The sequence below is a fragment of the Ectopseudomonas toyotomiensis genome (assembly GCF_017167985.1).
In the GTDB taxonomy this organism is placed as follows: Bacteria; Pseudomonadota; Gammaproteobacteria; order Pseudomonadales; family Pseudomonadaceae; genus Aquipseudomonas; species Aquipseudomonas toyotomiensis.
The window spans coordinates 4,391,614-4,405,645 of sequence record NZ_CP070505.1 but is presented as its reverse complement, the minus strand read 5'-3'; the positions used below and the strand labels follow the sequence as shown (position 1 = coordinate 4,405,645).

The following is a 14,032-nucleotide window of genomic DNA, read 5'->3' as shown; positions in this document are numbered from 1 at the left end:
GAATGTATGCTCAGCGCATCATTACTTACCGGAGCGCTCCATGGATCTGGCCAACCTCAACGCCTTCATCGCCATCGCCGAAACCGGCAGCTTTTCCGAAGCTGGCGAGCGCCTGCACCTGACCCAACCTGCCGTAAGCAAGCGCATCGCCGGTCTGGAACAGCAACTGGGCGTGCGCCTGTTCGACCGCCTCGGCCGCGAGATTGGCCTGACGCAGGCCGGCCGCGCCCTGCTGCCGCGCGCCTACCAGATCCTCAACGTGCTGGACGACACGCGCCGCGCGCTGACCAACCTGTCCGGCGAAGTCAGCGGCCGCCTGACCCTGGCTACCAGCCACCACATCGGCCTGCACCGCCTGCCCGCCCTGTTGCGCGCCTTTACCCGCGCCCACCCGCAGGTGGCGCTGGATATCCAGTTCCTCGACTCGGAAGTGGCGTACGAAGAAGTGCTGCATGGCCGCGCCGAGCTGGCGGTGATTACCCTCGCCCCGGAAACCCGCGAACCGATCCGCGCCGTCGCCGTGTGGGACGATCCGCTGGATTTCGTCGCCGCTCCGGAACACCCCCTGGCCCGCAGCCAGGTGATCAGCCTGGCCGACGTGGCGCAGCACCCTGCGGTCTTTCCCGGCGGCAACACCTTCACCCATCACATCGTGCAGGGCCTGTTCGAGGCCCAGGGCCTGACGCCCAATATCGCCATGAGCACCAACTACCTGGAAACCATCAAGATGATGGTGTCCATCGGCCTGGCCTGGAGCGTGCTGCCGCGCACCATGCTCGACGAGCAGGTCGCGCGCCTGCCGATACCGGGCATCCAGCTGACCCGCCAGTTGGGCTACATCCTGCATACCGAGCGCACCCTGTCGAATGCCGCACGGGCATTCATGGATCTGCTCGACAGCCAGCGCGATGATCTTGCATAGGCATCCGAACTGAGACTAACGTGGCGACATAACGACAAAAACATATCTACATGCCTCTAACGCCCGCCCCGCGCATCGCGCACTCCGGAGGAAGGTACGGCCATGGCCAGATCGACTGACCAGACCCCGCCCCTGCCACATATACCGGCGATGGATCCCGCCGAATTCGAGCAAACCTGGCAAGACGCGCCGCGTTTGCTGGCCGCGCTGAACGGCGCCCATCTCGGCACCTGGTATTGGGACATTCGCAGTGGCCAGGTGAACTGGTCGCGCGGCGCCCAGGCCCTGTTCGGCCTCGACCCCAATCGCCCGGTCACGCGAGAACTGCACTACATCGAGCTGATTCCCGAAGAGGAACGTGCCGAAGTTCTGGCTAAATTCGACGCCATCCTCAAGGGCGAGCAGATTGCCGACGCCCTCCGCCACCGCATCCGCTGGCCGGACGGCAGCCTGCACTGGCTGGAGATCACCGGCAGCCTGCAACGCGAGGCCGATGGTCGGCCGCGCATGTTCGGCGTGATCCGCGACATCAGCGCTCAGCAGGAGCGTGCCGAAGCCCTGCGCGCCTCCGAGGAACGCTTCGCCAGCCTGTTCCGCCTGAGCCCCGACATCATGATGCTGGTGCGCTACGACAACAGCGAGATCGTCGAGGTCAACCAGCACTTCACCCACGCCTTCGGCTGGAACGCCAGTGACATTCTTGGCCGCCCCACCCATGAGCTGAATCTCTGGGTTCACGCCAGCCAGCGCGATCAGTTGCGCCAGCAAGCGCCACTGAGCCGCGAGCCGGTGATTCAGGAAGTACAACTGCGCACCCGTGATGGCGATATTCTCGATGGCGTACTGTCGAGCCAGTACATCGAGCTGCAGGGCGAGCGCCTGATGCTCTGCACCTTCCTCGATACCAGCGAACGCAAGCGCGCAGAAAACGCCCTGCGCGCCAGTGAGGAAAAGTTCGCCAAGGCCTTCATGCATACGCCCGACGCGGTGGCCATCACTGACCGGGCGACCGGCCGCTTCATCGAGGTCAACCCGAGTTTCGAGCAGCAATTTGGCTGGAGCAGCGCCGAAGCCGTGGGCCGCACCTCACTGGAGCTGGGCATCTGGGCTGATCCCAGCGACCGCCAGCGTATGCTCGACGCCGTGCAGACCGGGCGCCTGAACAACCTCGAGGTACGGCTGTTCAGCCGCGACGGCAGCGTCACCAGCAACTTGCTGTTCGGTGGCGAAATCGAGTTGAACGGCACCACCTGCCTGGTCCTCACCGTGCGCAACATCACCGAGCAGCGCGTACAGGAGCAGGCACTCAACGAAAGCAGGCAGCGCCTGCGCCTGGCTCTGGAGTCGGCCGACCTTGGCACCTGGGACTGGCACATCCCCAGTAGCCGGCTGTTTGCCAGTGCCCGGGCGTCCCAGTTGCAAGGCCTGGAATCGTTACCGTTCGAAGGCGCCTTTCTCGACTTCTTCCGTCAGGTACCGATGGAGGATCGACACAGCCTGCGCCAGAGCTACCAGAGCCTGGTCGCAGAACGCCGCAGCCACTATCAGGTCACCTATCGTGTACAGCTGGAAAATGGCGGCCTGCGCTTTCTCGAAAGCACCGCCAAACTGCAGCTCGACGATGCCGGCCAACCGCAGCGCATGGTCGGCACGCTGGTCGATATCAGCGAGCGACTGCTGCGCGAGCAGCGTCTGCAAGCCTCGGAAGAGAAATTCGCCAAGGCCTTCCACTCCAGCCCCGACGCCATCACCATCACCGAACGTGACAGCGGCCGCTATATCGAGGTCAACGAAGGCTTCACCCGCATCACTGGCTATCTGCCGGACGAAGTAGTCGGTCGCACGGCCTTCGAGCTGGACATCTGGGCCTACCCCGAAGAGCGCGTGCGCATGATCGAGCACCTGACCCAGCAGGGCCAGGTGCTGCACATGGAAATGCATGGCCGGCATCGTGACGGCGAGGTGCGTCTGGTCGACGTTTCCGTGCAACCCATCGAGCTCAATGGCGTGCCCTGCCTGCTGCTCACCGCGCGCGACATCAGCGAACTGAAGCAGGCGCAGGCACAGGTACAGCACCTGGCCTACCACGATGCGTTGACCAACCTGCCCAACCGCGCCCTGCTGATGGACCGCCTGACCCAGCAGATCGCCCTGCTCAAGCGCCATGATCTGCGCGGCGCCCTGCTGTTCCTAGACCTCGACCACTTCAAGCACATCAACGACTCGCTCGGCCATCCTGTCGGCGATTCCGTGCTGCGCCTGGTCACTGCGCGCCTGGAAGCCAGCGTGCGCCTGGAGGACACAGTGGCCCGCCTCGGCGGCGACGAATTCGTGGTGCTGCTCTCCGGCCTGGAGGGCAAGCGCTCCGAAGTCACCCGCCACGTCCGCCAGGTCGCCGACAAGCTGCGTCAGCTACTGGCCGAACCGATGCTGCTGGACGGTCACCGCCTGCAGGTGACCCCGAGCATCGGCGTCGCGCTGATTCCCGATCATGGCAATACCCCGGCGGATCTGCTCAAACGCGCCGATATCGCCCTCTACCGCGCCAAGGACTCCGGGCGTAACGCCATCCAGCTGTTTCGTACCACCATGCAGGACGCTGCCAGCGCCCGTCTGCGCCTGGAGAACGATCTGCGCCTGGCCCTGGCACGCGGCGAGTTCGAACTGCACTTCCAGCCCCAGGTCGATGCCCGTGACGGCAAGGTGGTCGGCGCCGAGGCACTGCTGCGCTGGCAGCATCCGCAGCTGGGCCCGCAGTCACCCGCGCAGTTCATTCAGGTGCTGGAAGAGAGCGGGCTGATCGTCGAGGTCGGTGGCTGGGTGTTGGCCGAGGCCTGCCATTTCTGCGCTCAACTGCTGGCTGACAGCCTGGTCGACAGCGAGCGTTTCAGCCTGTGCGTCAACATCAGCCCGCGGCAGTTCCGCCAGCACGACTTCGTCGAACGAGTCGCCAGTAGCCTGCGCGACAGCCAGCTGCCCAACGCCATGCTCAAGCTGGAGATCACCGAAGGCATCGTCATTCAGAATATCGATGACACCGTCGGCAAGATGTTGCGCCTGAAAAAGCACGGCGTCAGCTTCGCCATGGATGACTTCGGCACGGGTTACAGCTCGCTGACCTATCTCAAGCGCCTGCCGGTGGACATGCTGAAGATCGATCAGTCCTTCGTGCGTGACGCCACCCACGATCCCAACGATGCCGAGATCATCCGTGCCATCGTCGCCATGGCGCGCAGCCTGGGCCTGGCGCTGATCGCCGAGGGGGTCGAGCAGCAGGACCAACTGGACTTCCTGCAGTCACAGGACTGCCATCTCTACCAGGGCTATCTGTTCAGCAAACCGCTGCCGCAGGAGACCTTTCGTCAACTACTGGAAAGGCAGCGAGCGTAATCTGTCAGCACCCTCGATGCGCACGGCGCCCCCTGCCGAGGCAGACTGTCGCGTGAAACGAAGAAGGCGCCCCGTGGGGCGCCTTCTTGGTTAATGCATCAGCGGCTCAGTTTTCCAGCGCAGGACGCTGGCTACCGATAGGAATGCGCTTGGCCTTGGCCTCTTCCGGCACAATGCGTTCCAGCTCGACATGCAGCAGACCATTGACCAGATTGGCCCCCTTGACCTCGATATGGTCAGCCAGGCGGAAGGACAGCTTGAACGCACGCTGGGCAATACCCTGATGCAGGTAGCTGATGCTTTCAGCGCTGCGATCACGCTTGTTGCCGACCACGGTCAGCACGTCACGCTCGACCTGCAACTCCAGGTCGTCTTCCTCGAAGCCGGCAGCCGCGACCACGATGCGGTAGTGGTCCTCGCCATGCTTCTCGACGTTGTAGGGCGGGTAGGAACTGCCAGCGTCATTGCTGCGCAGGGCAGATTCGAAAAGATCGTTGAAACGGTCGAAACCGACAGACTGGCGAAACAGTGGGGCCAGGGACAGTACGTTGCTCATGAGTATTCTCCTGAAATTTCAGCAAGGTTCATATCGCGGAACCCGACTTCGGCATCCCGCAGTCACTTATCTGAGGTCAGGTGGAGAATTTTCAAGCATCTGAAAAACGCGTTTACACAACACGGCATTGCACATCCATTGCGCAACGCTCCCAGGTAGACAGCACCGCTCATGTAGGAGCCGCGCCTCGCGGCGAAACGACAGAACCCCTTCAAAGCAAGAGCTTCGCCCCGAGGCGCGACTCCTACGGAGATGGCGCCAGCAGCTGATCAATACGCTCGCAATCCTGCTCGCGGCGCACCTTGGCAAACAGCGCAACGGCCTCCGGGTAGGTGCGCGTGAGCATCGCCAGCCACTGCTTCAGGCGCCCTGGCGCGTAGCGCGGCGCCAGCTTGCGCCGCGCCTGCTGCCAGAAATCGAGCAACAGCGGCTGCAGCTCGACCCAGCTCATGTCCTCGGGCTCTTCGCCAGCTCTGGCCGCCGCGATCTGCCGCGCCAACCCCGGACGGGACACCAGGCCACGGCCCAGCATGATGTCATCCACGCCGCTGATCTCGCGGCAGCGGCGCCAATCGTCCAGCGTCCACACCTCGCCATTGGCGAACACCGGTACGCTGACCACCTCCTGCACCCGCGCCACCCACTCCCAGTGCGCCGGCGGCTTGTAACCCTCGACCTTGGTCCGCGCATGCACGACGATCTGGCTCGCTCCGCCCTCGGCCAGTGCGCGCGCACAATCCAGCGCCCCCTCCTTGCCCTCGAAGCCCAGGCGCATCTTCGCCGTCACCGGAATCTCGGCCGGCACCGTGCGTCGCACCTCACGGACAATGGCATGCAGCAGCTCCGGCTCCTTGAGCAACACCGCGCCGCCGCGCGACTTGTTCACCGTCTTGGCCGGGCAACCGAAATTGAGATCGATCACTGGCGCACCGAGCGTGCAGGCGAAGGCGGCGTTGTCGGCCAGGCACTGCGGATCGGAGCCCAAAAACTGAACACGCATCGGCGTGCCGGCCAGGGTGCGCGAGCCGTTGAACAGTTCAGGCGCCAGCTTGCGATAGGTGGCCGCGGGCAACAGCCGTTCGCTGACGCGAATGAACTCGGTGACGCACCAGTCGATGCCACCGATGCGGGTCAGTACGTCGCGCAGAATCTCGTCGACCAGCCCCTCCATGGGCGCCAGGGCGATTTGCATGAGGTTGTCCGGGAAAAGTGGGCGCACAGTTTAAGGTGTCGCACGCAGCGCGCAAGATGGGCGACACTGGCTCCTCGCCAAACAGGGAGGCTCGCCATGCATTATCTCGCGCTGATCGTTCTAGTTATGTGCTGTATGAGCGCGCAGGCCAACGATGCCTTGCCTGACGGCATCGAACAAATGCCAGCAGACCCGGTGGCCGATGCGCCGGCGCGCCTGATCTTCAGTCGCGACAACAATGCACCGAACGCCTGCGACGTGGAGCTTTACGTCAACCAGCAGGTAGTGGCGAAATTAGCCCCTGGCGAGCAAACCAGCCTTGATCTGCCCAACGGCGAACTGAGCGTCGCCGTGGCCATGGCGCCGGACGGCTATTGCGGCGGCCGTGGGCCGGATGTGGCGCAGTCCGTCATCCTACGCCCCGGTGAAACCCGCCAGTTCGCCGTCATGGTCGAGCCGGAGCAGGTATTTCTCGCGCCGGTGATCGACTGAGTGGCCTTACAGCTCCAGTGGGTAGGGCTGCATCAGCGCCTTGCCATAACCTTCGACGAATTCCGCCGGCATGCGCTTCGGGCGCCCGCTGGACAGCTCGATGCAGACAAAGGTGGTCTTGGCGCGCAACAAGGTAGCGCCATCTTCCGGACGCACCAGCTGGAAGCGCCGATCCATCTTCAGACGCTGGTCGGACTCGACGATCCAGGTCGCCATCTGCAGATGCTGCCCTTCGTAGGCGCTGGCCAGATAGTCGATCTCGTGACGCACCACTGCCATGGCCCGGTCCAGACGGCGATACTCGACCAGATCCAGCCCCAGGAACTGCGAATGCCGCCAGGCGCAGCGCTCCAGCCAACTGACGTACACCGCGTTGTTGGCATGGCCGAGGCCGTCGATGTCCTCTGCGCTCACTTCGATATCGATGACGAAGGGGCTGGGCAACTCCCAGTTCATGACTGTACCTCCAGGTGTGCAGCCTGCATGCAGCAAGCTGGGTGATCCGATTCAAGAACATGGCCGCCTGCATCCTCGGCGACCGTTCGGCCAGGTGCCGCATGATACGCCGCACAGCCCTTCCATGCAGTGCCGAGCTTTCATCGCGCCATCACCGCGCGCCATAATGCAGCGCACTCGCCTGAGAGCCCGAGAACGAGCAATTGACTGCCATCCTGCGCCTATTGATGCTTCTACTGCTGCCAGCGCTGAGCTGGGCAGAAAGTCTGCCGCTGCCGATCGGTCAGACGCAGACACTGCCCGGTCCCTATATGCACGTCTGGGAGGACCCGGGTGGCCAGGCCGACTTCGTCGATGTCCGCGCACTACCCGACGCCGCCTGGCAGGCCGTCGCCCGGCGCGATGCCAGCTTCGGCTACAGCGGTAGCACCTACTGGCTGCGCCTGGATGTACACAATCCGCACAATCGCTCGCTTGGCTGGGTTCTACTGATCGGCAATCCCCTGCTGGATCAACTCGACGCCTACGGCCTGGACGGCAAACGTATCTACCGCGCCGGCGACCAGCGTCCCTTTGACTGGCGCTGGGTCGAACACCGGCAACTGGTACTCCCCTTCGACCTGGAGTCCGGCGAGCAGCAGCGCATCTGGCTGCGCATGCAAACCGATGGCTCGGCGAACCTCAGCGCCAGCCTGATGACACGCGACGCCTTCGACCACCAGGAACAGCGCAGCCTGTTGCTACAGGGTCTGTTCTTCGGCGCCCTGATCGCGATGCTGATCTACAACCTGAGCATTTTCTGCATCACGCGCGACCGCAACTATCTCTGGTACAGCCTGTTCGTCGCCAGCTTCAGCCTCTACCAGTTCATCCAGCTCGGCTTCGCCCTGCAATGGCTGTGGCCAGACGCCCTGACCTGGCAGCAACTGAGCTTCCCGCTCAGCTCGGCACTGGCGACGCTGTTCGGCATTCACTTCACCTATGGTGTGCTGGAACTGGACAAGGCCGCGAAGCCCTACCGCTGGGTGGCCAACACACTCAAGTTCTGCGCCTGGCTGGTGCTGGGGATGGCGTTGTTTGGCCCCTACGCACCGGCCCTGATCGGCAGCTTTGTGCTGGTGGTCGCCTGTGCCATAGCTGCCTTCATCATCACCCTGCTGCGCTGGCGGGGCGGCTATGCGGCAGCGCGCCTGTTCGCCCTGGGCTGGTTCGTGCTGATTGCTGCCAGCCTTGCCAGCATCCTCACCGGTACCGGTCTGCTGCCCTACTCACTGCTGACCCTGCATGCCCAGCAGATCGGCGGGCTGATCGAGATGACGGTGTTTTCCATCGCCCTGGCCTCACGTATCCGCCACGTGCAGGAAGCCGAACGCCTGGCCCAGGCCAAACTGATCGATCAGGAGCGCCGCCTGCGCACTGAACAGACCAAGCATCTGGAACTGCAGACGCAGATCAGTGAAAACCTGGAACAACGCGTACAGGAGCGTACCGCGACGCTGCAGGACACTCTTCAGCAACTGTCCAACGCCAACATGCGCCTGGCGGAATTGAATCGCCGTGACGGACTCACCGGCCTGTTCAATCGCCAGACACTCAGCGAAGAACTGGCGCGCGCCTGCGCCCGCGCCGAGCGCAGCCGGCAGTCGCTGGCGGTATTGATGCTGGATCTGGATCACTTCAAGCAGGTCAATGATCGCTACGGCCACCTGGCAGGCGATGCCTGCCTGCGTCATGCGGCCCAGCGCATTCAACAACGCCTGCGCAGCAGCGATCTGCTGGCACGCTTCGGCGGCGAAGAGTTCGCCGCCCTGCTCGACAACACGGATCTGACCGGCGCACTCGACCTGGCCGAGCAATTGCGCGAAGACCTCGCGCAAAACCCCTGCCTCTACCAACAGCAGTCGATAGCGCTGAGCCTGAGCATCGGCCTGCACGCCGGGCTACCGAGTGACCCCGGCTGCGGTGAGCAATGGCTGGAACTGGCAGACCGTGCCCTGTATCGCGCCAAGGCAAGCGGTCGTAACCGCGTGGCCAGTTACGAAGCCAACGCCTTCAACGACGCCTGAGGCACTTGCTCCAGCAGCTCGAGCACTGCCTGCAGAAGCAACGGATCACTCAACAGGCGCTGATGCCCACCCGCAGGCAGACGCAGCAGTTGGCTGTCGAACCAGGCCTTGTGGATCAGATCGGCTTCGCCCACCGACACCACCGGATCATCCTCGGCATGCACGACCAGGCCAGGCAGGTCCAGCTGATAACGCTGCACATCGAGATGCGCAGCCGGGATACCGGCAGTCTTTTCCACCTGCCGCACGAAATGCGCACGCGCTTCGGCAGGCAACCCCATGAACCGGGCAAAGCCACGCAACAGACCGAGAATCCGGCTGGGTGCAGCGATGGTCACCAGGGTCTCGCTGCGCAAGCCCATTTGCGTGGCCAGCAGCGCGCTGGCACCGCCCATCGAATGGCCGATCACGGCGCGTAGCGGCGGCAACTCACTGGCCGCCTCGAGCAACGCACGTGCGAACAGCACCACATTGGCCTCACGCCCCGGTGATCGACCATGGGCGGGCGCATCCAGAGCGACAACACCATAACCCGCATCGACCAGACCGCGAATCAACAGCGCGAACTGGGTCGGGCGCCCCTCCCAGCCATGCATCAGCAGCACTGTAGGGCCGCTACCCCAACGCAGCGCAGAGAGACCGAAACGCAGGGTAATGCGCTCTGAACTTGCCAGCAGCGGCAGCTCCCAATCCCGTGGCGACGAAGTGCGCGGCGTCATGAAACGTTCGCGCAAACGACTGGCAATCAGTTGCGGCGCCACTCTACCCAGCGTTGCATTGACACCACGGACCCAGGTCATCTGATTCATCACCCTCTCCTTCACGCTTGATTTCACACAACTGCCGACTTGGCAGCACGCAACACCCGGTCGGACAACTCGCCTGGCCCCAAGGCCCGCGCCAGTGCCAGGCCACCAATCATCAACGCCAGGTCGGCCAGCGCCACATCACCCTCTTCCGGCGTCCCGCTCATCTGCGCCGTGATCAGCTCAATGTGTTCAGCCAAGGTCTGGCGAAAGCCATCCGGTAACCGCGCAATTTCCGCCAGCGAACTCGGCAGCGGGCAGCGCTCGTCAGCATCGTCCCGGTGCCTGCGCGAAAGGTAGAAAGCAGCCAGGAGCACTCGCCGCTCCCTGCCTGTCAGGCTCTGATCGACCTGCGCAAGGCGATCACGCCGCACCCGGAGCAACTGACGAAAAGCCTCGAGCATCAGCGCATCCTTGCTGGCGAAGTGCGCGTAGAAGCCGCCGACCGTCAGCCCCGCTTCAGCCATGACCTCAGCCACCGCCGAGTCACCTGGCCCGCGCTCCGCGAGCACACGCCCTGCCGCAGCGAGAATGCGTGTACGGGTTTCACTTTTGCGTCCGCTCATGACTGCGCCCTTAATATGATGAATGCAATATTACGATCATCATATTATTTTGCAAGTCACCGGATCGACCGCTGGTCAGCCTTGCAAGACAGGCGCACCAGCATCAGAAAAAGAAGGGGAAAAACAAAAAGGGGCCACTTCCGAAGAAGTGGCCCCTGGGTCCCGCAAATGCGGCAAGAAAAATGGCGTCCCCTAGGGGACTCGAACCCCTGTTACCGCCGTGAAAGGGCGGTGTCCTAGGCCACTAGACGAAGGGGACGAAACCTTCGAACGACAAGGCCAGCACTAGGCTGGCCTTGAGTGTGATTGGTGGAGCTAAACGGGATCGAACCGTTGACCTCTTGCATGCCATGCAAGCGCTCTCCCAGCTGAGCTATAGCCCCGAAACCTTGCGGCCGGTTCGCAACACTTGCGCGCTGCGACTGGAATATGGCGTCCCCTAGGGGACTCGAACCCCTGTTACCGCCGTGAAAGGGCGGTGTCCTAGGCCACTAGACGAAGGGGACAAAACCTTCGAAGAACAAGGCCAGCACTAAGCTGGCCTTGTCAGTGTTTGGTGGAGCTAAACGGGATCGAACCGTTGACCTCTTGCATGCCATGCAAGCGCTCTCCCAGCTGAGCTATAGCCCCGAAACCTTGCGGTCTGGCTGCAACGCCTGAGCGCTGCGGCTGGAATAAGTGGCGTCCCCTAGGGGACTCGAACCCCTGTTACCGCCGTGAAAGGGCGGTGTCCTAGGCCACTAGACGAAGGGGACGCAAGACCCTGATCGTGAATCGACTCACATCGATTCTGGCACTCCCGAAGGAGCCGAGATTGGTGGAGCTAAACGGGATCGAACCGTTGACCTCTTGCATGCCATGCAAGCGCTCTCCCAGCTGAGCTATAGCCCCATCTCGAGGACGGGGCGCATGTTAAGAGCGCCCCGATTGGCTGTCAACAACATTTTTCCTGCCAGCCAAAAGTTTTTGCCACTAGAACAATTACTTAGAGCCAACCCGACAATTAAACGCCGGCCTAACCGTAGGGTGCGCCACGCGCACCGCCGCAACCGAGGATACCCCGGTGCGCGCGGCGCACCCTACATCAGGCAATGCTCGCCAGCAGCTTCTCCCACTCCTTGGCCTCTTTCTTCGAGGTGCCACCAAGCAGCTCCAGCGCCTGGCGCAGGCGGAAGCGAGTCAGGTCCGGGCCGAGGATTTCCATCGCATCGAGCACCGATACCGAGCTGGCCTGGCCGGTGATCGCCGCGAACATCAGCGGCATGGCATCACGCAGCTTCAGTTCCAGGTGCTCGACCACCGCCTGGATGCAGCCGGTGATGCGGTCTTTTTCCCACTGGCGCAGCGACTCGAGCTTCCACAGGATCAGCTGCATCAGCTGGCGCACCTGGTCGGGCGACAGCTTCTTGTGCTCGAACAGCTTGGCGTCCAGATTCAGCGCGCCGGAGAAGAAGAAGCCGGCCAGCGGTGCGATCTGGCTGAAGGTTTCCACCCTGCCCTGCACGTGCGGCGCGATCTTCATCAGATACTCGGGGTTGAGCGCCCACTTCTGCACTTCGGCGGCGAAGGTTTCCACCGGCAGCTCACGCAACCACTGGCCGTTGAGCCAGGACAGCTTCTCCAGATCGAAGATCGGTCCGCCCAGCGACACGCGGCTGATATCGAAGTGCTCGATCATCTCGGCCAGGGAGAACTTCTCGCGCTCGTCCGGCATCGACCACCCCATGCGCCCCAGGTAGTTGAGCATGGCCTGCGGCAGGTAACCCATGCGCTCGTAGAAGGTGATGCTGGTGGGGTTCTTGCGCTTGGACAGCTTGCTCTTGTCCGGATTGCGCAGCAGCGGCATATAGCACAGCGCCGGCTGCTCCCAACCGAAGTATTCGTAGAGCTTGATCAGCTTGGGCGCCGACGGCAGCCATTCCTCGCCGCGCAGCACGTGGGTGATACCCATCAGGTGGTCGTCGACGACGTTGGCCAGGAAGTAGGTGGGCAGGCCATCGGCCTTCATCAGCACCTGCATGTCCATGCGATCCCACGGGATCTCGACATCACCACGAAGCATGTCCGGCACCACGCAGACGCCTTCGCTGGGCACCTTCATGCGCACCACGTGCGACTCGCCTGCGGCGATGCGGCGCTGCGCCTCGGCCGGGTCGAGGTGCATGCAGTGACCGTCGTAGCGCGGCGTTTCCTTGTTGGCCATCTGCTGCGCGCGCACTTCGTCGAGGCGCTGGGCGGAGCAGAAGCACGGGAAAGCATGCCCCTTGGCGACCAGCTCGTCCGAGTATTTCTTGTAGATCTCGCCACGCTCGCTCTGCCGGTACGGGCCGTGCGGGCCACCTACGTCCGGGCCTTCGTCCCATTCGATACCCAGCCAGCGCAGCGCGTCGAAAATCTGCTGTTCGGATTCACGGGTCGAACGCAACTGGTCGGTGTCTTCGATGCGCAGGATGAACTGGCCACCGTGCTGACGAGCGAAGCACAGGTTGAACAGTGCGATGTAGGCGGTGCCGACATGGGGATCGCCGGTCGGCGATGGCGCGATACGGGTACGGACGGTGGTCATGAATGCTCTCGGAAGGAAGACACGAGGTTTTGAATCAAGCGGGCGATGTTAGCAGGCCGACGGCCCCAGGCTCCAGCAACCCGCCACGGGTGATGGGCAAGCTGGCGATGAGAAAGTCGAGGAAGGTCTTGACCTTCATCGCCTGGAAGCGCCGTGAAGGGTAGATGGCGTACACCTCCCCCACCGGCAGGCGCGCCTCGGGCAGCAGCTCGATCAGACGCCCGCTGCGCACCGCCTCCTCGCTGATCATCACCGGCAACCCGCAAATCCCGGCTCCTGCCAGCGTCGCCTCACGGGCGAAGGTGATGTTGTTGCAGGTCATCACCCGCTGGCACGGCAGATGTTCGCCCAATAGCGGCCAGTAACGCGGGGCGTCATGCTGCAGCAGGATCGCCCGATGCCCCTCCAGCCCGGCAACGCTGCGTGGCGTGCCGTGCGCCGCCAGGTAAGCGGGACTGGCGCACAGACGCCGGCCACTTTCGAACAACTTGCGCGCGATCAGCGTGGAATCCTGCGGCTGGCCGACCTGGATGGCGATGTCCACGCCCTCCTCCAGCGGGTCCACGGATCGCGAGGTCAGTTCCACCTCGGCGTCGATCTGCGGGTACTGACGCATGAACTCACCCAGCACTCGCCCGAGAAAAAGCTGGCCGAACTCGATGGGTGAGGTGATGCGCAACAGCCCCGACGGCTCACGCTGCAGCTGCATCACCGCCTGCTCGGCCTCGGCGAAGTCGAGCATGATCTGCCGGCAACGCTCGTAATAGGCCTGCCCCACCTCGGTCAGACGCAACTTGCGCGTGGTGCGGTTGAGCAGACGCACACCAAGGCGCTCTTCGAGCAACGCGATACGCCGGCTCACCGTCGATTTCTGCATGCCCAGGCTGGTCGCAGCCTGGGTGAAGCTGTGGCATTCCACCACTCGGGTAAAGATCAGTGCGTCATCCAGCCCCATGATTGTTCCTCATACGCAACAAAGCATGCCAAGCCGAGAGTCTACTAGCGAAAAGGGAACGCTGT

At 63.2% G+C, this 14,032-nt stretch carries 11 protein-coding genes and 6 tRNA genes; 4 read left to right on the top strand and 13 right to left on the bottom strand.

Going from position 1 to position 14,032, the window contains the following annotated elements; all coding sequences use genetic code 11:
* The first annotated feature begins 40 nt into the window (after nucleotides 1-40).
* Both JWV26_RS20380 and JWV26_RS20375 read left to right on the top strand, forming a co-directional pair.
* Complete coding sequence (locus JWV26_RS20380; protein WP_206417678.1) at nucleotides 41-922, top strand: LysR family transcriptional regulator; 882 nt, start codon at nucleotides 41-43, stop codon at nucleotides 920-922.
* Between the two features lie 102 nt (nucleotides 923-1,024).
* Entirely contained in the window at nucleotides 1,025-4,312 is a 3,288-nt protein-coding gene (locus JWV26_RS20375; RefSeq protein WP_206417677.1) for a sensor domain-containing protein, read from the top strand.
* 106 nt (nucleotides 4,313-4,418) lie between these two features.
* Here JWV26_RS20375 and JWV26_RS20370 read toward each other — a convergent pair whose 3' ends face one another.
* Both JWV26_RS20370 and JWV26_RS20365 read right to left on the bottom strand, forming a co-directional pair.
* A complete protein-coding gene (locus JWV26_RS20370; protein WP_021489943.1) occupies nucleotides 4,419-4,868 on the bottom strand; it encodes an Hsp20 family protein in 450 nt (149 codons plus the stop codon).
* A 244-nt stretch (nucleotides 4,869-5,112) separates the two neighbouring features.
* On the bottom strand, nucleotides 5,113-6,060 hold the full coding sequence (locus JWV26_RS20365) for a tRNA dihydrouridine synthase (RefSeq protein WP_206417676.1): 948 nt from the start codon (nucleotides 6,058-6,060) through the stop codon (nucleotides 5,113-5,115).
* Nucleotides 6,061-6,156: 96 nt separating this feature from the next.
* Here JWV26_RS20365 and JWV26_RS20360 point away from each other — a divergent pair, with 96 nt between their 5' ends.
* The gene (locus JWV26_RS20360; RefSeq protein ID WP_206417675.1) at nucleotides 6,157-6,552 is read left to right on the top strand and encodes a hypothetical protein; all 396 of its coding nucleotides are present in this window, start codon (nucleotides 6,157-6,159) and stop codon (nucleotides 6,550-6,552) included.
* 6 nt (nucleotides 6,553-6,558) lie between these two features.
* Here JWV26_RS20360 and JWV26_RS20355 read toward each other — a convergent pair whose 3' ends face one another.
* A complete protein-coding gene (locus JWV26_RS20355; protein WP_017677327.1) occupies nucleotides 6,559-7,008 on the bottom strand; it encodes an acyl-CoA thioesterase in 450 nt (149 codons plus the stop codon).
* Nucleotides 7,009-7,211: 203 nt separating this feature from the next.
* On the opposite strand from JWV26_RS20355, the gene JWV26_RS20350 reads away from it, so the two are divergent.
* Complete coding sequence (locus JWV26_RS20350; RefSeq protein WP_241201234.1) at nucleotides 7,212-9,074, top strand: sensor domain-containing diguanylate cyclase; 1,863 nt, start codon at nucleotides 7,212-7,214, stop codon at nucleotides 9,072-9,074.
* On the opposite strand, the gene JWV26_RS20345 is transcribed toward JWV26_RS20350, so the two are convergent.
* The 10 genes from JWV26_RS20345 to JWV26_RS20300 all read right to left on the bottom strand — a co-directional run bounded on the left by JWV26_RS20345 (nucleotide 9,044) and on the right by JWV26_RS20300 (nucleotide 13,967).
* Nucleotides 9,044-9,883 (bottom strand): alpha/beta hydrolase, encoded by an 840-nt coding sequence (locus JWV26_RS20345; protein WP_072424726.1) that lies wholly within the window; start codon nucleotides 9,881-9,883, stop codon nucleotides 9,044-9,046. The two genes, JWV26_RS20350 and JWV26_RS20345, sit on opposite strands and share 31 nt — an antisense overlap.
* A 23-nt stretch (nucleotides 9,884-9,906) precedes the next feature.
* Nucleotides 9,907-10,446 carry a TetR/AcrR family transcriptional regulator gene (locus JWV26_RS20340; protein WP_072424725.1) on the bottom strand — a complete coding sequence of 180 codons (540 nt, stop codon included), beginning with the start codon at nucleotides 10,444-10,446 and terminating at the stop codon, nucleotides 9,907-9,909.
* A gap of 183 nt (nucleotides 10,447-10,629) precedes the next feature.
* Nucleotides 10,630-10,705 (bottom strand) — tRNA-Glu (locus JWV26_RS20335).
* A 48-nt stretch (nucleotides 10,706-10,753) separates the two neighbouring features.
* A tRNA-Ala gene (locus tag JWV26_RS20330) sits at nucleotides 10,754-10,829 on the bottom strand.
* 47 nt (nucleotides 10,830-10,876) lie between these two features.
* A tRNA-Glu gene (locus tag JWV26_RS20325) sits at nucleotides 10,877-10,952 on the bottom strand.
* 48 nt (nucleotides 10,953-11,000) lie between these two features.
* Nucleotides 11,001-11,076, bottom strand: a tRNA-Ala gene (locus JWV26_RS20320).
* Nucleotides 11,077-11,125: 49 nt separating this feature from the next.
* Nucleotides 11,126-11,201, bottom strand: a tRNA-Glu gene (locus JWV26_RS20315).
* 60 nt (nucleotides 11,202-11,261) lie between these two features.
* Nucleotides 11,262-11,337: transfer RNA gene (locus JWV26_RS20310), tRNA-Ala, on the bottom strand.
* A gap of 193 nt (nucleotides 11,338-11,530) precedes the next feature.
* Nucleotides 11,531-13,012 (bottom strand): glutamate--tRNA ligase, encoded by a 1,482-nt coding sequence (gene gltX / locus JWV26_RS20305; protein WP_206417674.1) that lies wholly within the window; start codon nucleotides 13,010-13,012, stop codon nucleotides 11,531-11,533.
* 34 nt (nucleotides 13,013-13,046) lie between these two features.
* A complete protein-coding gene (locus JWV26_RS20300) occupies nucleotides 13,047-13,967 on the bottom strand; it encodes a LysR family transcriptional regulator (protein ID WP_017677332.1) in 921 nt (306 codons plus the stop codon).
* Between the last annotated feature and the right edge of the window lie 65 nt (nucleotides 13,968-14,032).